Below are 17,925 nucleotides of genomic sequence, written 5' to 3'. Positions count from 1 at the left end.
TAATTAAATGAATTCTATCTTGTTAAGAATGAGCCCTGAAGCAGGTGCTATATAATCCATTTTTATGGTGCTTTCTGGAAGTAAACTGTTCTCAATATCCTCTAAAGACTTATTGCCCTTGCCTAAATCAATCAACGTACCCATCATCAACCTTATTTGGTTACGCATAAACCCTTTGCCCCTAACCCTTAATACATAGGTTTTCTTCGGAAAATAATTGGCGGTATACTTGGTGTTTTCTACCAATTCACAAGTTAAAATATCACGATTGTAAATGCCATTATCGGTCGCCCGAAAACAATACGATTTAAAAAAATGTTCGCCCTCAAAGAGTTTGGCTCCCTGTTTCATGAGATCTATATCCAAATTTTCAAGAATGGTTGTCATGATAGGAGCGCAAAAGGGATGACATTTTTCACCATAGGTAAACAAATAAAGATACTCCTTGATTTTGGAATGTTTTATGATGTTGAATTTTTTATCAACTTCCTTGATGGTCAATGCCCTAATATCTTGAGGTAAATTATGATTGAACAAACCCAAAAAAGTATCTAAATCTTCTATAGGTTCTTCCAAAAACAGTTCAAAAGCGGCACATTCTGCTGACACCATAGCATCGGTTCTCCCCGACCCTAAACTTTTAAAAGGTTTTCCTTCTAAAATAAAATTTAAGGTTCTATCTACCATTAAATGCAGTGTTTTTATATTGGGTTGTTTTTGCCAACCGTGAAAACGGTAGCCTAAGTACTGAATAGTAACTAAATAAAAATACTGCTTCATTAACATCTGTATCGCTGGGGTAAAATAAGTTATTTTATTAATTGTGACAAAAAAATTATAAATTGTATTACTTTTTATTTAACCAACTAATTAAAAAACTAACTATTATGACAAATTACAAAGTTAAACCACCAGTTTGGTTTTGGATTGTGAGCGTAATTGCTCTTTTTTGGAATGTCATGGGCGTTGACCAATATTTGGGACAAGCTTATAAAACTGATCGTTGGCGTTTGGCACTGACAGAAGCACAATTGGAGATGGCTTCTAATCTCCCAGCATGGTTAACAGCTGCGTTCGCCATTGCTGTATTTACCGCCGTTTTGGGATCTATCGGACTCTTATTGAGAAAAAAATGGTCATATTCTTTGTTTATAATTTCATTAATTGCGGTCATAGTTCAAATGGGCTATGTTTTGGCTCAGGGACATTTTTATGGGATAGCAATGACTATTAGTATTATTGCCTTTGCCGTATTTTTAGTGTGGTTTTCTAAAAAATCAATTTCCAAAGACTGGATCATATAGATTTACCGAAAAGGCATTAATTTCTTAATGCCTTTTTTTGTCAATCCCACTGAAACGCAAAATACATGGCTTGATTACTTCCCATATTTTGAATGGCATGCGGTATATTAGAAGCTAAAAAATAAATATCACCCACATTTGCTTTATATATTTTATCACCTATTTCCATTTGGGTATCACCCTCTATCATTAGTACAATTTCTGCTGCACGGTGAGTATGTGGCTCATGGCTTTTAATGCCCCCATTTAAATTGGTAACATGCATTTCGTAATAATTAAGAGTAGCTGTTTTGGTATTGAAATAATTTCGAATGCCCCCTCTATCGTGTTGATTGTATTCTAAATCCGTAAAATTTATGATGAAAGAACCGGCATTGTCTTTCCCTCTTTTTAAATCCATTTCATCTTTAGAGTTATATAGCATATGATATAGAATGGCAGGAGTTTCCAAATTATTTTTAATTTTAATTTGATCTTTTGGCAATACAAAGGCTACGCTGTTTGCTCCTATAATTTTTGTTTCATTACCAATGGTTACTTCTATTTCACCTTGTTTTACTATAAAAATTTGTTCTTTATTATCAAAGGCTTTATCGTGAATAGAATCATTACGATCCAACTTCATGGTTGATAATTTCATATCGTGAAAATGGGTTGTTTCTCCACTTATCATCATCTGATTTATCCCAAATTTATAAACACCAGAGTTTACTTTGCCTTGGGAAAAAGCAAGTGTTGTTAATAAGCAAATACAAAATGTAACTGTTCTTCTCATCATCTTAATTAGATTTAGCAATTTCTAAGGCTTTTGTTGTAGTGTAATATTTTGTAATCATATTGGGTATTTCCCATTCTGGGATATTTCCTTGGGTATGATATTCAATAAACTTTTCGGTTACTTGGGAAAAATGGGCTTCATGGCCATTTTTATAAGATTCAGGTATAACAACTTCCCAACCTAAGGGGGTTGATTCTAACGAAATTCCAGGATACTTCTTTTCTAACTTTTTAAATTCTTCAATGACATTTATAAGGTAAGTTGGTGAGAGTTCTATAATTTCTATATATAATGTCGGTTTAAAATTTTGTTCTTTACCTTGTTTGATTACTAGTTCAGCCTTTGAACCTCTCATTTTAGAAAAGTGGGTATCTGCGGTACCTTCAGGTGCCATATAATTCCATTTTACAGATACTTTAGCATGAATGTCTTTTAACTTATAATTAATTTCTCCATTGCAAAATACCGCCAAAACAGAATCTTTTACAATAGCGTTTTGCAAATAATCAGGAAAATGGTCAAGCTTGGTTACAGCTTCAAATTCAGATTTGGAAATATGTGTGGGCGTTCTAGTTGCTGAATTAATATTTACATCTTCTTCATGTAAAATTTGGTTAGGAAAACATTGCCATTGAACTAAATCAACCAAATGTGTGGTAACATCGACAATCCCTTCACCTTGTTGGTCGACATCAAAAAACCATGGTGGGCGAGTTAAAATAGTTCCAGAAACGTATTTATAAAAGTGATGGACACTTTCTTTTGTTATCGCTGGGTGTTCAGGGGAACCTTTTTCGAGGTCACCAAAAATGGTTTTATTCATTGATAACTCGCGCTGTAATATGGATGTGATTTCAAAGCGCTCGGTCATAACATCATATAATAACACATTTTTTTGTGAAGCCAATTGGAAAGTTTCTTTCAATAACTTAAAATCATCCACATTGATTGCCATTGGTTTATCGGCAAGTACATTCATACCATTAAGCACAGATTGATTGATATATTCTGTTTTCTTACGATTATTTCCTGATAAAACAACGACGTTTCCCTTTTTTTCAGATAACATTTTTTCGAAAAAATCATTGCCTTCGTATAAAATGGTATTCCAATTTGTGGGGGTTTCTTCACGCGTATTAAATCCGTCTATTCTATTTAAATGCAAAGTAACATCATCACCTTTTGGAGCATAGATATAAACCGTTGAATCAACTTCCGGATAATTATATTTTTGAACTAACGCAGCATGGAAATGGCCAGGATCAATGGTGATAAATTTAATGTTTTCTTCTGAAACCTCTTTTGTTTCTGTTTTACAGGAGACCATTAAAGTCAAAGTTAAGGTTAGATATAAAAATGTTTTAATACTTTTTTTATTCATATTTTACAGCATATTTTTCACGTTGCGGTCTAGAGAGCATAGAATTTGCCTCATCATCATTTTTAAATTGTTCGGTTTCTGGATTCCAGTATAATTTCCTGTTTAATTTCATGGCCATATGATGAATTAAGCAAGCAGAACAAGAACGATGGGCAGCTTCAATTGGTGCTATAGGCTCTTTGCGGGATTTGATACTATCAATCCAATTTCTATGATGATTGTCACTAACAGGTAAATGGATTTCATTAGCTCCAATTTGGGATGTAATGATTTTTGGATCACTTGCATCTAATGGCTTTACCCCATCAGAATCGGCCACTGGATCACTTGCAGTAACGCGATAATCACCTCTTGTAACAAATATCCAGCCCTCGGTACCTTCAAATTTAACACCATTAGGTAATTCGTTAGTTACAACCATGTCAACGCCATTGGCATATTTGGCATAGGTAGTAAAAATACCATGGACATCCCATAAACCGGATTTTGGAAATTCTGCCTGTCCCCAAACCTCAATAGGACCCGTATACTCCGTATTCATTCCCCAATGTGCAGAGTCGATATGGTGGGATCCCCAGCCGGTAATCATACCAGCACCAAACTGCTCACAGCGTAACCAACCTGGGCGACCATAGTTTGTTTGTGGATGGACGCGTTTTTCAGTATAATAGACTTCTGGTGTAGCCCCTAACCACATATCATAATCCAAGTTTGTTGGAATTGGCATTTCTGGCTCTTCATTTCCACTGGGATCGCCGGGCAACCCAACATATACTTTCTTAAGCTCACCTATTCGGCCATTTCTTACCAATTCTGCTGCATAACGAAATTGAGGCGAAGAACGTTGCTGACTGCCAATTTGAAAAATCCTATCGGTTTTTCTAACTTCATCACTTAAATAACGCCCCTCTTTAATAGTTAATGATACTGGTTTTTGCATAAAAATATCTTTTCCTGCACGTACGGCATCAACCCCTATCTTTGTATGCCAATGGTCTGGTGTGCTTATAATCACGGCGTCAATATCTTTATTAAGAAGTAATTCACGGTAATCGGTGTAAACATTTACACCGTTAAAAGGCTTGCCTGATTTTTCGGTATAATATTTTTCAACCAACGTCTTGGCATCTTTGGCCCGATTGGAGTCTAAATCGCAAACAGCGAGTATTTGGACATCCTCGGATTGCCAAACCTCTGGCATATCATAAATTCTTGAAATCCGGCCATTACCAATGGCGGCAATATTGATACGGTTACTGGGTGCATTTTTACCAAACACACTGGCTGGAACTATTGATGGAACTCCAGATAGCAATATAGTAGCTGCTGATGCCTTTGAAGTTGTTTGGATAAACGTTCTTCTTGAAATGTTTTTTTTCATGCTATATAGTCTAGTTTTGGTTGTTATTGCTTGGTAAATTCTTCCCAAAATGTTTCTGCCTGAGTTGGTGTAAACTCATCATCAAAAACAACCAACCTATATTTTAATGTATAGGTTTTACCAGGCTCAAATACCCAGTCTTTGGTCTTGGTTGGTGAAAAATTTATAAAAACAGAACCTTCATGCTGACCAATAGGCCAAACCCTGATAGGTTCAGGATGGTTGTAATTTTGTGCATGTGAAAGCATTATAATACCACCTTTATCATTTCCCAACTTGCCTTGGTATAGCATCCATTTGGCGGTTGTATTATCGGCGTCTTTGCGTGTTTTACCTTCAGAAGTAATTATGCTACTATTGGCATCATTCCATTCTTCAGTGGCGCGCCAGCCTAGACCTTGGTAGCGATATGCCAAAATTTCAAATTTACTATCTGTTGCACAGGTGTAATCAAACTGTAAGTCAATGATATAATAATTATCCTTTGGATTGTGGATTTTTACGGTTTGAATCTCGTTTAATGCTACTTTGTTTTTGTTGTTTTTTAAAACGACGTGTTCATGCAGCATTTGGTATTCAGCAAAGTCATCTGTTACATTCGTGTTTTTAAAACCTGAATGGCGAATTGTTGCCTGTTTGCCACCAATATTCCAAAAATCAAGCGTATCTCCTTCAAACAAAGTCTTTGTCCAAGGATTCCACATACCAAAATGGTGGTAATGGTCTTTTGCATGAATACGAGTTAACCGATGTCCTTTTAAGGTATTTATTGGATGGAAAAAACCACTGCGTTTGAATGCTGGATCTACTCCTTCTGGCGGATCTAGCACTTCATATTGATACCCAATAAGTGGCTGGTTTTTATGGACAATTGATAATATCCCCTTTTCTTTTAAAACGGATAATACTTTTTCGTTTTGAGACAATGCTTTGAATGAAAAAGCAAACAACACCATAAGAGTTAAGATAGATAGCTTAGTTAATTGCATTAGTTTAAAGAATAGTTAATTTCTTTAAAAATACGAATTAATTACTGAATTAAAAGGAGCTAATGGATTTAACATTTTTTTATTTATGTCTTGACTTCAGAACCTTTATGATATCATTTAGTTTGAAACCTTTAGCCTTTAGCAGTATTAAATAGTGGAACAATAAATCGGCACTTTCACTTAAAAATAAATCATCATTACTGTCTTTGGCTTCAATAACCACTTCAACTGCTTCCTCTCCTACTTTTTGCGCGATTTTATTAATCCCCTTTTTAAATAGTGATGCTACATATGATGTGTCTGCGTCTGCATTCTCTTTTCTGTTTTCGATAACAGCTTCCAATTGCGATAAAAAGCCATAATTTTCATCATTTGAATCGCCCCAACAGGTATCTGTTCCAGTATGACACGTTGGTCCGATTGGGTTTACTTGAATAAGCAGCGTATCGTTATCACAATCGTTTTTTATATCCACGAGGTTTAAAAAGTTGCCACTTTCCTCCCCTTTTGTCCATAACCGATTTTTACTTCTGCTAAAAAAAGTAACTTGTTTCGTCTCTAATGTTTTGTTGTAAGCGGCTTCATTCATATACCCCAACATCAACACCTTTTTTGTTGTGGCATCTTGGATAATGGCTGGAACTAGAGCCCCCTCTAACTCCCCCCAAAGGGGAGAAATGGCGCGTGTATTTTTTTTATTTGACATATTTTAATTCTTAATTTATTTTCCCCTTTGGGGTTAGGGGCTTATAGTCGTACTTCTATATTATTATTTTTTAATGCTCTTTTTAATTCTGAAATAGGTATTTCTCCAAAATGAAACACACTGGCTGCTAGTGCTGCATCTGCTTTCCCTTCTTTAAAGGTATCAATAAAATGCTGAATATTACCTGCACCGCCTGAAGCTATGATTGGGATATTCAATTCACTTGATAATTTAGCCAAGGCTTCATTGGCAAACCCATTCTTCGTGCCATCATGATCCATAGATGTGAATAATATTTCACCGGCACCACGTTGTTCTACTTCTTTGGCCCATTCAAATAAATCAATATCCGTTGGGATACTGCCGCCAGCTAAATGTACTTTCCAATTGCCGTCAATTTGTTTGGCATCAATGGCGACGACAATGCACTGACTTCCAAATTTATTGGAAAGTTCATTAACCAATTCTGGTCGTTTTACAGCAGACGAATTGATGGAGACTTTATCAGCGCCGCATTTCAATAAATCGTCGACATGCTCTATGGACGAAATACCGCCACCCACTGTAAACGGAATATTGACTTGTTCCGCGACATGCAAAACCATATCCAAGGTTGTGGCTCGACCCTCTAAAGTCGCTGAAATATCTAAAAAAACCAACTCATCGGCACCTATATCTGCATATTGCTTGGCCAACTCTACAGGGTCACCTGCATCACGTAAATCAACAAAATTGACGCCTTTTACGGTACGTCCGTTTTTAATATCCAAACAGGGTATGATTCTCTTTGTCAACATTAATAAAAAGTTAAAAGTTAAAAGTTAAAAGTTAAAAGTTTGGGTTTTAAATCTTAACTGATAACGAGTTAAACAAATTTTTCCAATTGTTTTAAGCTAATTCTATTTTCGTAAATAGCTTTTCCTATAATAACCCCTTCGCAACCCAATTCTTTTAGTTTGGGCAATTCATCAATAATGGATATGCCTCCAGACGCAATAAGCTTAATGGATTGTCCGCTGCTACTGTTTGTACACGCATCTATAATATTTTTATATAAATCAAACGACGGCCCTTCAAGCATACCATCTTTAGCAATATCGGTACAAATAACATATTTGATGCGTTTCTTTTGATAGCCTTTAATAAACGGAATGACGTCTTCAACACTATCCACTTGCCAGCCACTAATGGCTATTTTTCCATTATTACTGTCGGCGCCTAAAATGATTTTTTCACCACCATACTTAGCAATCCAACCTTCAAAAGTCTTAGGGTCTTTAACCGCAATACTTCCTCCTGTAATTTGTTTTGCACCTGAGTTAAAAGCAATATGTAAATCTTCATTGGTTTTTAAGCCGCCACCAAAATCAATCTTCAACTTCGTTTTTGTTGAAATTTGCTCTAAAACCTTATAATTTACAATATGCTGTGCTTTGGCACCGTCTAAATCGACCAAATGTAAATATTCGATACCGGCAGCTTCAAACATTTTGGCGACTTCCAATGGGTTTTCATTATAGATTTTTTTAGTCTCATAATCCCCTTTAGTTAATCGAACGCATTTACCGTCTATGATATCTATGGCTGGTATTATTCTCATTTTTTCTGGTTTTTGGTTTTTGGCTTTTGGCTGTTAGCTATTAGCTATTAGTTTCCCAACATCTAAAAACCATCAACTATAATTTTAAAAAATTCTTTAGTATATTCTCGCCTGCCACACTGCTTTTTTCTGGGTGAAATTGTACACCATAAAAATTATCATGTTGCAATGCTGAAGCATAATTGATTCCGTAATCTGTTTTAGCAATGGTTTGTGGACAGTGTTCGGCATAATAACTGTGAACCAAATACATATATTCCCCTTCTTTGATGCCTTCAAATAAATCAGATTTTAAATCTTTAATCACGTTCCAGCCCATTTGAGGCACTTTTACATGGTTAGAAAACCGTTTAACAACGGTATCGAAAACACCTAATCCTTTGGTATTGCCTTCTTCTGTTGAATTGCAAAGCAATTGCATACCTAAACAAATGCCCAAAACAGGTTGTTTTAAGGTAGGAATCAAAACATCCAAACCACTTTCCTTTAACATGTTCATGGCTGTACTAGCTTCACCAACACCTGGAAATATAATTTTATCGGCAGCTACTATCTCATCCGGATTATTTGATAAAATAGCATCAACCCCAAGGCGTTTAAAAGCAAACTGTATGCTTTTTATATTTCCTGCTCCGTAATTTATAATGACTAATTTCATTTTTAAGCTTTTGGCTTTTGGCCTTTGGGTATTGGCTAACAGCTAACCGCAAAATGCGAAAAGCTAATTTATAACATCCCTTTTGTGGAAGGCAAAATCATTTTTTCAATATCGCGTTTCACCGCCATTTTAATGGCTTTGGCAAAGGCTTTAAAAATGGCTTCAATTTTATGATGCTCATTCGTGCCTTCTGCTTTAATATTCAAGTTGCATTTAGCACCATCGGTAAACGATTTAAAGAAATGATAAAACATTTCCGTTGGCATTTTACCAACCATTTCGCGTTTAAAATCCGCTTCCCAAACCAACCAATTTCTACCACCAAAATCGATGGCAGCTTGCGCTAAACAATCGTCCATGGGCAAACAAAATCCGTAACGTTCTATCCCCAATTTGTTCCCTAAAACCTTATGAAACAATTCACCTAAGGCAATGGCGGTATCTTCGATGGTATGGTGTTCATCAACTTCTAAGTCGCCATCTACTTGAATGGTTAAATCCAATTGTCCATGACGTGCAATCTGGTCCAACATATGATCAAAAAAAGCAATTCCCGTATCTATTTTGCTTTTGCCAGTTCCATCTAAATTAATTTGGATAGCAATTTTAGTTTCATTGGTATTTCTTATAATGCCTCCCAGTCTATCATCAGCCTTTAAAAACCCATATATTTTAGCCCACTCATTCGTTTCTAGAGCAATAAAAGCATCTAATTCGTCACGTTTCACGGTGATTTCATTGGTTCCCAAATGGGTATTGTCGTTTATATAAATGCCTTTGGCTCCTAGGTTTTTTGCCAATTCAATGTCCGTTAACCTATCGCCTATCACAAATGAATTCTCTAAATCGTATGCTTCAGAAAAATATTTGGTCAATAATCCTGTATTTGGTTTTCTTGTGGGCGCATTGTCTTTTGCAAAGGTCCTGTCTATAAATTGTTCCTTAAAAACAACACCTTCGTCTTCAAAACATTTAAGAATGAAATTATGCACAGGCCAAAACGTGTTTTCTGGAAAAGCGGGTGTACCCAAACCATCTTGATTGGTAATCATGACGATTTCGTAATCCAGTTCCTTGGCGATTTTACTTAAATATTGAAACACTTTGGGGTAAAACTCCAATTTTTCAAAGGAATCAATTTGCTCATCGCCAGGCTCCTTAATGATGGTACCATCTCTATCTATAAATAATACTTTTTGCATATAACTTTAGTTATATGTCCTGAATTTATTTCAGGACCTCTTTAAATTAATATTAATGTCTCTAATTTTGGATTAGTTTCTTTAACTAAATTCCATTTCCAGTCTTTATGCCAATTTTTCAATTGTTTTTCGCGAGATTTAGCAATTTTCATTTCTTCAAATTCCTCATAATAAACTAAATCAACTACACTATACTTTTTGGTAAATAACGCACCTGCTCCTTTTTGGTGTTGGTTAATTCTTTTCTTTAAATTATCAGTATAGCCAATATATAATACAATCCTATTTTTATTTGTTAATATGTAACAATAATATTTTTTCATTCATAATAATTCTTATTCAATAAAAAGTTCCTGAAACAAGTTCAGGATTTCGAAATTAATAAAAGGGTTTTTATTAATTTCTCATTTTCATCATATGTACCTACAGTAAAGCGTAAACAATTTTCACAGCCCACTTGAGTGGTTCTATTTCTAATCACAATACCTTTTTCAATAAGTTGATTATAACGTTTATTGGCATCATCTACTTTTGCCAAAATGAAATTAGCATCCGAAGGATATATTTTGGAAATAAACGTAATGTTTTTTAACTCAGCCATTAATTTAGTTCGCTCCTTTAAAATATCACTGATTTGATTGGAAGCTAAATCCTTAATACTAAGTAATTCAATGGCTTTTTTCTGTGTCAGTTCATTTATATTATAAGGTGGTTTGATGGTATTTAAAACCGAAATGATTTCTGCGGAAGCATAACAAATCCCCAAGCGAATACCTGCCATTGCATAGGCTTTTGATAAGGTTTGCGTAACGACCAAATTCGGGAATTCATTCAATCTGCTGAGCCAACTGGCTTCATTTGAAAAATCAATGTAAGCTTCATCGATAACGACCAATCCTTTAAATTCAGTAATTAGTTTTTCAATTTTAGAGCTTTCAAAACTGTTAGCTGTTGGATTGTTGGGTGAACACAGAAATAAAATTTTACTGTTTGCATTGGCGGCATTTAATATCTCATTGACTTTCGGTTGAAACGTATTATCTAAATCAACTTTAATGATATCTACCGCATTCAAATTCGCCAACACCTCATACATGCCATATGTTGGAGGAAGTATAATGACATTATCTTGGTTTGGCTCACAAAATGCCCTGAAAATCAAATCTAAAACTTCGTCGCTGCCATTTCCTAAAAGGATTTTTTTGGAAGTAATTCCTTTAATTTCAGATAATAGAGCTTTTAATGTTCCTTGTTGCGGATCCGGATAACGGTTTACGCCATTTTCAAACGGATTTTCATTGGCATCCAAAAATACCATATCGGCAGGTACACCTTGAAATTCATCACGTGCGGATGAATAAGGTTTTAGAGCTTTTATGGTTGGCCGTATTAAATCTTGTATATTCATTTTTTTTGTCACACTGAATTCCTTTCAGTGTCTCATAAATTTTTATTTGTGATGCTGAAACAACCCTTCGACTGCGCTCAGGGTGACATCTTAAGCATGACACATTATTATTTTAAATCCTTCAATCGTATCGCTACCGCATTTTTGTGTGCTTGCAAACCTTCGGCTTCAGCCATCAATTCGATAGCGTTTCCTATATTTTTTAATCCTTCTTTTGATATTTTCTGAAACGTCATACTCTTTAAAAAGCTATCCAAATTCACCCCAGAATAGGCCTTAGAAAACCCATTAGTAGGCAAGGTATGATTGGTTCCAGAGGCATAATCCCCAGCACTTTCGGGTGTATAATTCCCAATAAAAACAGAACCTGCATTAGCGATACCATCTACATAAAAATTTTCATTCTTTGTGCAAATAATAAAATGTTCTGGTCCGTATTCGTTTATCAGTTCCAAAGCCATATCATCACTTTCAACATAAATCAGTTTTGAATTCGCTATAGATTTTTTGGCAATCGCTTTACGCGGAAGGACTTCCAATTGTTTTTCAATTTCTTTGGAAATATTTTTAATGACATCTTTAGAAGTCGAAACCAATATAACTTGGCTATCGGTACCGTGTTCTGCCTGACTTAACAAATCGGATGCCACATAAGATGCGTTTGCGGTTTCATCAGCAATAACCAATAACTCACTAGGCCCAGCAGGCATATCAATAGCAACACCATACTTTGTAGCCAGTTGTTTTGCAACCGTCACAAATTGATTTCCCGGCCCGAAAATTTTATACACTTTAGGAATGGATTCCGTGCCAAACGTTAAACCAGCAATCGCTTGAATTCCACCGACTTTAATAATTTTAGTAACGCCACAAAGTTGTGCCGCGTATAAAATTTCCGGGGCAACGTTACCTTGTTTATTCGGTGGCGAACATAATACAATCTCTTTGCAACCAGCAATTTGGGCAGGAACCGCTAACATCAACACCGTGGAAAACAACGGTGCAGTACCTCCTGGAATGTATAGACCGACTCTTTCAATGGGGCGTTTTTCTTGCCAACAGCTAACACCTTCAGTGGTTTCTAAGGTAATTCTAGTTGTTTTTTGGGCTGCATGAAATGCTACTATATTCAACTTTGCTAAGTCAATTGCATCCTTCAACGCATCTGAAACCAAAGTTGAAGCTTCTTGAAGTTCTTCAAGGGTTACCATATTGGAATCCAATGTCACGCCATCAAAGCGTTCGGTATATTTTTTAACGGCCAAATCCCCATCATTGCGTATGTCATTAAACACAACGTTGACCGTAGCTTCAATGTCATCTACCGTTTGGGTCGGTCGTTTTAATATGTCGGTCCAAGTATCGCGACTTGGATTATCTATAATTTGCATTTTTATTTAATTAAAGAACCATTTTTTCAATCGGACACACCAAAATACCTTGGGCACCATTCTTTTTTAACTCTTCTATCACGTTCCAAAACTCATTTTTGCTTATGACGGAATGTACAGAACTCCACCCCGCTTCCGCTAAAGGCAATACTGTTGGACTTTTCATGCCCGGTAAGACATTAATAATGTCTTGTATTTTATCGTTAGGCGCATTCAACAATATATATTTAGATTGTCTTCCTTTTAAAACGGATTGAATTCTAAACTGAATGGTATCCAAAATGGCCTGTTTTTCTTCACTTAAAATAGGTGAAACAGCTAAAACGGCTTCCGATTTTAAAATGGTTTCAACTTCCTTTAAATTGTTTTTGAACAAGGTACTTCCGCTGGAAACAATATCGCAAATAGCATCGGCAAGTCCGATATTAGGAGCAATTTCAACCGAACCATTAATAATGTGCAGATGTGCATTTATACCATTTTTATCTAAATAATTTTGTACCGTGTTGGGGTAAGAAGTTGCTATACGTTTTCCTTCCAAATCCTTAATACTATTATATTTCATGGCCTTTGGGACCGCAATACACACTTTGCAAGAAGAAAACCCTAATTTTTCGGCAATGGTAATGCCCTCGCCTTTTTCTATTAAAATATTTTCTCCAATGATGGCTGCATCAACCACGCCGTCTTTTAGATACTGAGGAATATCGCCATTTCTTAAATAAAATACTTCTACAGGAAACCCTTTGGCAGATGCTTTTAATTGATCTTTTCCATTGTCGATATACACACCGATGTCTTTTAAAATATCCATGGATTCGTCGTGTAAACGACCCGCTTTTTGAACTGCAATTCTTAATTTACTCATTGTCTTGTTTTTATGAGTTTGAAACAATCTAGTTGGCATTAAAATTAAAAAACCCGCTTGATTGTCTCAAACGGGTTTAAAAAATATGTTGAATTTATTCAATACATCTTCAGTTCGCTTGAGTGCAAATTTGAAAATGATGGTGATGTGCTTGAATAAATGTCATGTTTTATTTATTATGTGCAAATATCTATAAATTAAGTTTAAAATTCCAAATAATTTCAACAAAACTTCATTATGGATATTATTTAAGTTTAAAAAACTATTGATTTCCTAAAATTATAGGTAACCCACTATCGCCCGAACCTATTACAATGACTTTACTATTAGGTGATTCAGCTAATTTCATAGTGGCATCAATACCTTTATCTTGTAAAATTTTATCAGTTAACGAAGCGCTTAATATTCTATTGGATTCTGCTTTTCCTTCAGCTTCAATAATTACTTTTTCAGCTTCTTTAGCTGCAGTTACCAATCTAAATTCATATTCTAAAGATTCTTGTTCTTGTCTTAGTTTGCGTTCAATAGCCTCTTTAATTGTTCCAGGCAATGTCACATCACGCACTAAAAATTCATTGAGTTGTATATATTGATTTTTTAGTATTTTTTTAGTTTCTTCAAATATTTCATCTTGAATGGCATCACGTTTACTAGAATACAATTGTTCAGGTGTATAACGTCCAACAACACTACGAGCAGCACTTCTAATGGCGGGCTGAATAACACGTTGTAAATAATTTTCTCCTAATGATTGATGCAGATTTCCTAAGTCGTTATAAACAGGCTCATACCATGCAGACCCATCTATTTGAATTTCTAACCCATTTGAAGATAGGACTTTCATTTTTTCAAATAGTTCTTGTTGACGTACTTCATAAATAATTACCTTATTCCAAGGTGCTACTATATGAAAGCCTTCACCCAATGGTGGTTGGTTTGTGACTACACCATTATCAAATGTTTTATAAAGTACACCAGCTTCTCCTGATCCTATGGTTACAGCAGATTTTGCTAATACGATGATAAGTATAATTGCAGCAATTATAACTGGTATAGTAATTTTTGGTAATTTTTCCATTATATTTTTAGTTTAAATTAATCCGTTATATTTCCTTAAAAACCATTCTGTAGTTAAAGTTAAGGCTATTAAAATGAGTAGATATTTCCAATCTATCAAAGGTATGGTATTTTTATTGCTTTTCTGAATAGATACAAAACGATTATCATTTAATAAATCATTTACCAAGGTATTGGTATCATTAACAAAATAACTTAATCCGCCGCTATTGGTGGCCAAACGTTGCAGTTTTGTTACATCTGCATTTAAGAATTGCTGTTCTACATCATACTCCAAAATTTGAAAACTTCCTGATTGTGATATGTTTTCATTTTTAGCATAGACCCTAAAACTATATTCTGAAGGTGATAAATTACTTAAATCGACTTGGTAATTATTATTTTTAAGAATGAAAGGAAAACTTTTTTCTTCGTTGGAAATCTTGTTCTTTACTGACATAGTAAGCGTTTCACGAGTATCAAATTCAAAGTTTTTGTCAAAGAATTGTGCTTTCACAATAATATTCCCTGTGCCATTATAAAAGGATTCATAATCTACATTAAGTCGGTTTCTCTTTTTATTCGACGCTAAATATTGAACCAGCTTCCCCATAAAATTATCAAAGTCATTAAACGATTTTGCATTTATATAACTCTGCGCACGCCATTGCCAAATGTTTTCACCAAACAAAACACCTTCTCTTTTTCCATTGGTTTCAAAAGTGGCCAATAATGGTTCTTTCGTGGAAATATTATTGATTTTTTTAAAAAGAATCGTTTCAAAAGGTATTGAAAACGTGATGTCTCCGTAATTTGATTTTAACGGTGGAAATGATTCAAAGTCAATCTCATCTATAATAAAAGGTGCAAAATTTAAGTTTAGTTCAGCTTGATAATCTTCGGGCTGATTCGTTATTTGTTGGTTATAATTATTATCAATAGTATTTAAAAAACCCAGATCGGTTTTTGTTCCAACAACTATCATTTTATTTTTGTTTTCTTTATCTAAAGCTTCAAATACTTGTTTAAAGGTATTGTTTGGTTGATATAATATAAATAGTTGAAAATCATTTATATGATTAATAATGTCGTTTGGTTTAACGAATGTAACTTCCCGTTGTTCATTACTTTCTATACTCTTTTTAAGCACACCTAAATCTGGATGCAAAAAGTCACTTATTACAGCTACTTTTGTTTTTTGATCAATAACTTCAACCGCAAAATTTTTGGTATTATTTATAACATTCTTTTCATTATCCAATGGCACAAGTGTTGCTTTATACGTGCTTACTCCTACGCTGTTTGCAGGCAATGTGAAATTGATAATCTTGGAATTATTGTTTTTTGAAAAAGTAATGGGTTGGGAATAAACCGTATTGTTACCACTAGTGACAATGAATTGGGAATTGACATTGTTGTTGCCATTATAAATTAAAAATACTTCAATAGGAAAACTATTTTTTAGAAAAGCATATTTATTGACGTTAAGTTGCTGGATCTTTAAATCGGTGTAACTAATGGTATCTCCTAAAATGATAGGATAAATGGATTGTTTATATGAATTCGAACTGAATTCGTAATCACTACCATAGGTTTGATTCCCATCCGTTATTAAAATTGTTGGGGAAATGGATTCTTTATAGATTTGGGATAATTGGTTGATGGCATTACTAATATTGGTTTGTTGCTGATTAAAAACTAAAGAATCTTTTGGACTTAAATTATCACCAAACGCATACCATTCCATATTAAACTTTTCATTTAAATCAGTATTATTGGTTAAGGCATCCATGATTTTTAGCGCATTTCCATCCTGATTTAAATGTTTTACTGAACTAGAATTATCTATAGCTATAACTAGATTAGGCTTTTCAGTATATACTTCTAGATGCTCAAATTTAGGGTTGATGATAAGCAATAGGATTGCAAAAAGCGTGAGAAATCTTAAAAAAATGAATATCCAATATAATTTGGAATGTCGTTTTGATTTGTTCCAATATTGAAAAAGCGCTAATAATAGCGCTGTAATTCCTGCAAGTATGACAAAAATTAGAGTTATGGAACTCATTAAAAATTTACTTTCTATTAAGTTTGTTTTAAAAGATTACTGCCTTCAAAGGAATGACTATTTAGGTTAGCATACCACCATCTACATTCAATGTTTGCCCAGTAATATAGGCGCTCATATCGCTAGCTAAAAATACGCAGGCATTGGCGACATCTTGAGGAGTTCCACCACGTTTTAATGGAATACCATCTCTCCATCCTTTAACCACATTCTCGTCCAGTTTGGCTGTCATTTCAGTTTCAATAAAACCAGGCGCAATCACGTTGCTTCTTATATTTCTAGAACCCAGCTCTAAAGCTACAGATTTGGAAAAGCCAATGATTCCAGCTTTAGATGCTGCATAATTGGTTTGTCCTGCATTTCCTTTAACGCCAACTACAGAACTCATATTAATGATAGATCCTTTACGTTGCTTTAACATCGTTCTTTGTACGGCTTTGGTCATATTAAAAACCGATTTTAGATTAACTTCAATAACGGTGTCAAAATCTTCCTCACTAATTCTCATTAACAAATTATCTTTAGTAATACCGGCATTATTGACCAAAATATCAATACTGCCAAATTCGGCAACCACATCATCTGCTAATTTTTGAGCGTCGTCAAAACTAGCTGCATTACTTTTATAACCTTTGGCTTTAACGCCTAGGGCAATTAATTCTTTTTCTAATTCGTTAGCAGCTTCTACAGAAGAACTATATGTAAAAGCTACATTAGCTCCCTGTTCTGCAAATACTTGAGCGATTCCTCTTCCTATACCCCTACTTGCACCAGTTATAATGGCTGTTTTTCCTTCTAATAATTTCATTTAGTTTATATAAAAAAGTTGATTTTCAAATATAGTAATTACAAACTGTATCAAAGAAGTGGTTTAAACTTTTTTTAATTGGCTACAAAATGGTCTTTTTATCCCATATTTCACCTGTTTTTTTGCTCCATAGCTCTGCTATGTAGTGCGAAAAAGATAAAATCTGGAACAAAAATCCCTATTTTTCGCTTCAATCAAAAAAGTTTAAACCACTTCAAATAAAAAAACCTCACAAAATCTTGCGAGGTTCTTATAATTTATATGTTGTCTTGTCCTGAAATAGCGATACACAAAAAGTATCCTTATGGAAAACCACCAAGAAAACCG

At 34.6% G+C, this 17,925-nt stretch carries 18 protein-coding genes; 1 reads left to right on the top strand and 17 read right to left on the bottom strand.

Annotated elements, in window-relative coordinates; genetic code table 11:
- Positions 1-3: 3 nt before the first annotated feature.
- Positions 4-786 carry a tRNA pseudouridine synthase A gene (locus CSW08_RS10615; protein ID WP_203226878.1) on the bottom strand — a complete coding sequence of 261 codons (783 nt, stop codon included), beginning with the start codon at positions 784-786 and terminating at the stop codon, positions 4-6.
- 101 nt (positions 787-887) lie between these two features.
- Between CSW08_RS10615 and CSW08_RS10610 the strand changes: the two genes are divergently transcribed.
- Positions 888-1,304: a hypothetical protein gene (locus CSW08_RS10610; protein WP_106659864.1), complete on the top strand. Its 417-nt coding sequence runs from the start codon at positions 888-890 to the stop codon at positions 1,302-1,304.
- Between the two features lie 40 nt (positions 1,305-1,344).
- Here the strand turns inward: CSW08_RS10610 and CSW08_RS10605 are convergent, their stop codons facing one another.
- The 16 genes from CSW08_RS10605 to fabG form a co-directional block, all read right to left on the bottom strand.
- Positions 1,345-2,082: a cupin domain-containing protein gene (locus tag CSW08_RS10605; RefSeq protein WP_106659863.1), complete on the bottom strand. Its 738-nt coding sequence runs from the start codon at positions 2,080-2,082 to the stop codon at positions 1,345-1,347.
- A 1-nt stretch (position 2,083) separates the two neighbouring features.
- The gene (locus CSW08_RS10600) at positions 2,084-3,409 is read right to left on the bottom strand and encodes a putative oxidoreductase C-terminal domain-containing protein (RefSeq protein ID WP_238987246.1); all 1,326 of its coding nucleotides are present in this window, start codon (positions 3,407-3,409) and stop codon (positions 2,084-2,086) included.
- Positions 3,410-3,455: 46 nt separating this feature from the next.
- Positions 3,456-4,844, bottom strand: coding sequence for a Gfo/Idh/MocA family protein (locus CSW08_RS10595; protein WP_106659882.1), 1,389 nt, complete (start codon positions 4,842-4,844; stop codon positions 3,456-3,458).
- Positions 4,845-4,867: 23 nt separating this feature from the next.
- Complete coding sequence (locus CSW08_RS10590; protein WP_106659861.1) at positions 4,868-5,833, bottom strand: DUF6807 domain-containing protein; 966 nt, start codon at positions 5,831-5,833, stop codon at positions 4,868-4,870.
- 79 nt (positions 5,834-5,912) lie between these two features.
- Positions 5,913-6,539, bottom strand: coding sequence for a bifunctional phosphoribosyl-AMP cyclohydrolase/phosphoribosyl-ATP diphosphatase HisIE (gene hisIE / locus CSW08_RS10585; protein ID WP_106659860.1), 627 nt, complete (start codon positions 6,537-6,539; stop codon positions 5,913-5,915).
- A 41-nt stretch (positions 6,540-6,580) separates the two neighbouring features.
- Positions 6,581-7,336 (bottom strand): imidazole glycerol phosphate synthase subunit HisF, encoded by a 756-nt coding sequence (gene hisF / locus CSW08_RS10580; protein ID WP_106659859.1) that lies wholly within the window; start codon positions 7,334-7,336, stop codon positions 6,581-6,583.
- Between the two features lie 68 nt (positions 7,337-7,404).
- Positions 7,405-8,139 (bottom strand): 1-(5-phosphoribosyl)-5-[(5-phosphoribosylamino)methylideneamino]imidazole-4-carboxamide isomerase, encoded by a 735-nt coding sequence (hisA, locus tag CSW08_RS10575; protein WP_106659858.1) that lies wholly within the window; start codon positions 8,137-8,139, stop codon positions 7,405-7,407.
- Between the two features lie 76 nt (positions 8,140-8,215).
- Positions 8,216-8,797 (bottom strand): imidazole glycerol phosphate synthase subunit HisH, encoded by a 582-nt coding sequence (hisH, locus tag CSW08_RS10570; protein ID WP_106659857.1) that lies wholly within the window; start codon positions 8,795-8,797, stop codon positions 8,216-8,218.
- Positions 8,798-8,865: 68 nt separating this feature from the next.
- Positions 8,866-9,999, bottom strand: a complete 1,134-nt coding sequence (hisB, locus tag CSW08_RS10565; protein WP_106659856.1) for a bifunctional histidinol-phosphatase/imidazoleglycerol-phosphate dehydratase HisB — start codon at positions 9,997-9,999, stop codon at positions 8,866-8,868.
- Positions 10,000-10,040: 41 nt separating this feature from the next.
- Complete coding sequence (locus CSW08_RS10560) at positions 10,041-10,322, bottom strand: GIY-YIG nuclease family protein (RefSeq protein WP_106659855.1); 282 nt, start codon at positions 10,320-10,322, stop codon at positions 10,041-10,043.
- Between the two features lie 41 nt (positions 10,323-10,363).
- Positions 10,364-11,407, bottom strand: coding sequence for a histidinol-phosphate transaminase (hisC, locus tag CSW08_RS10555; protein WP_203226877.1), 1,044 nt, complete (start codon positions 11,405-11,407; stop codon positions 10,364-10,366).
- 107 nt (positions 11,408-11,514) lie between these two features.
- On the bottom strand, positions 11,515-12,798 hold the full coding sequence (gene hisD, locus CSW08_RS10550; RefSeq protein ID WP_106659853.1) for a histidinol dehydrogenase: 1,284 nt from the start codon (positions 12,796-12,798) through the stop codon (positions 11,515-11,517).
- Between the two features lie 10 nt (positions 12,799-12,808).
- Positions 12,809-13,666 (bottom strand): ATP phosphoribosyltransferase, encoded by an 858-nt coding sequence (hisG, locus tag CSW08_RS10545; protein WP_106659881.1) that lies wholly within the window; start codon positions 13,664-13,666, stop codon positions 12,809-12,811.
- A 262-nt stretch (positions 13,667-13,928) separates the two neighbouring features.
- Positions 13,929-14,744 (bottom strand): prohibitin family protein, encoded by an 816-nt coding sequence (locus CSW08_RS10540; RefSeq protein WP_106659852.1) that lies wholly within the window; start codon positions 14,742-14,744, stop codon positions 13,929-13,931.
- A gap of 12 nt (positions 14,745-14,756) precedes the next feature.
- Entirely contained in the window at positions 14,757-16,790 is a 2,034-nt protein-coding gene (locus CSW08_RS10535) for a hypothetical protein (RefSeq protein WP_106659851.1), read from the bottom strand.
- Positions 16,791-16,851: 61 nt separating this feature from the next.
- Complete coding sequence (gene fabG / locus CSW08_RS10530; RefSeq protein ID WP_106659850.1) at positions 16,852-17,598, bottom strand: 3-oxoacyl-[acyl-carrier-protein] reductase; 747 nt, start codon at positions 17,596-17,598, stop codon at positions 16,852-16,854.
- Between the last annotated feature and the right edge of the window lie 327 nt (positions 17,599-17,925).

This window comes from Confluentibacter flavum (genome assembly GCF_002843175.1).
GTDB classification, from domain to species: domain Bacteria; phylum Bacteroidota; class Bacteroidia; order Flavobacteriales; family Flavobacteriaceae; genus Confluentibacter; species Confluentibacter flavum.
This window is presented reverse-complemented; position numbering and strand designations above follow the sequence as displayed.

What these genes read in the sequence shown, in the direction of transcription:
- CSW08_RS10615 (WP_203226878.1), bottom strand. Translation starts at nt 786, where the DNA reads ATGTTAATGAAGCAGTATTTTTATTTAGTTACTATTCAGTACTTAGGC.
- fabG (WP_106659850.1), bottom strand. Translation starts at nt 17,598, where the DNA reads ATGAAATTATTAGAAGGAAAAACAGCCATTATAACTGGTGCAAGTAGG.
- hisH (WP_106659857.1), bottom strand. Translation starts at nt 8,797, where the DNA reads ATGAAATTAGTCATTATAAATTACGGAGCAGGAAATATAAAAAGCATA.
- hisA (WP_106659858.1), bottom strand. Translation starts at nt 8,139, where the DNA reads ATGAGAATAATACCAGCCATAGATATCATAGACGGTAAATGCGTTCGA.
- hisIE (WP_106659860.1), bottom strand. Translation starts at nt 6,539, where the DNA reads ATGTCAAATAAAAAAAATACACGCGCCATTTCTCCCCTTTGGGGGGAG.
- hisD (WP_106659853.1), bottom strand. Translation starts at nt 12,798, where the DNA reads ATGCAAATTATAGATAATCCAAGTCGCGATACTTGGACCGACATATTA.
- CSW08_RS10595 (WP_106659882.1), bottom strand. Translation starts at nt 4,844, where the DNA reads ATGAAAAAAAACATTTCAAGAAGAACGTTTATCCAAACAACTTCAAAG.
- hisB (WP_106659856.1), bottom strand. Translation starts at nt 9,999, where the DNA reads ATGCAAAAAGTATTATTTATAGATAGAGATGGTACCATCATTAAGGAG.
- CSW08_RS10590 (WP_106659861.1), bottom strand. Translation starts at nt 5,833, where the DNA reads ATGCAATTAACTAAGCTATCTATCTTAACTCTTATGGTGTTGTTTGCT.
- hisG (WP_106659881.1), bottom strand. Translation starts at nt 13,666, where the DNA reads ATGAGTAAATTAAGAATTGCAGTTCAAAAAGCGGGTCGTTTACACGAC.
- CSW08_RS10540 (WP_106659852.1), bottom strand. Translation starts at nt 14,744, where the DNA reads ATGGAAAAATTACCAAAAATTACTATACCAGTTATAATTGCTGCAATT.
- CSW08_RS10605 (WP_106659863.1), bottom strand. Translation starts at nt 2,082, where the DNA reads ATGATGAGAAGAACAGTTACATTTTGTATTTGCTTATTAACAACACTT.
- CSW08_RS10600 (WP_238987246.1), bottom strand. Translation starts at nt 3,409, where the DNA reads ATGGTCTCCTGTAAAACAGAAACAAAAGAGGTTTCAGAAGAAAACATT.
- hisF (WP_106659859.1), bottom strand. Translation starts at nt 7,336, where the DNA reads ATGTTGACAAAGAGAATCATACCCTGTTTGGATATTAAAAACGGACGT.
- CSW08_RS10560 (WP_106659855.1), bottom strand. Translation starts at nt 10,322, where the DNA reads ATGAAAAAATATTATTGTTACATATTAACAAATAAAAATAGGATTGTA.
- CSW08_RS10535 (WP_106659851.1), bottom strand. Translation starts at nt 16,790, where the DNA reads ATGAGTTCCATAACTCTAATTTTTGTCATACTTGCAGGAATTACAGCG.
- CSW08_RS10610 (WP_106659864.1), top strand. Translation starts at nt 888, where the DNA reads ATGACAAATTACAAAGTTAAACCACCAGTTTGGTTTTGGATTGTGAGC.
- hisC (WP_203226877.1), bottom strand. Translation starts at nt 11,407, where the DNA reads ATGAATATACAAGATTTAATACGGCCAACCATAAAAGCTCTAAAACCT.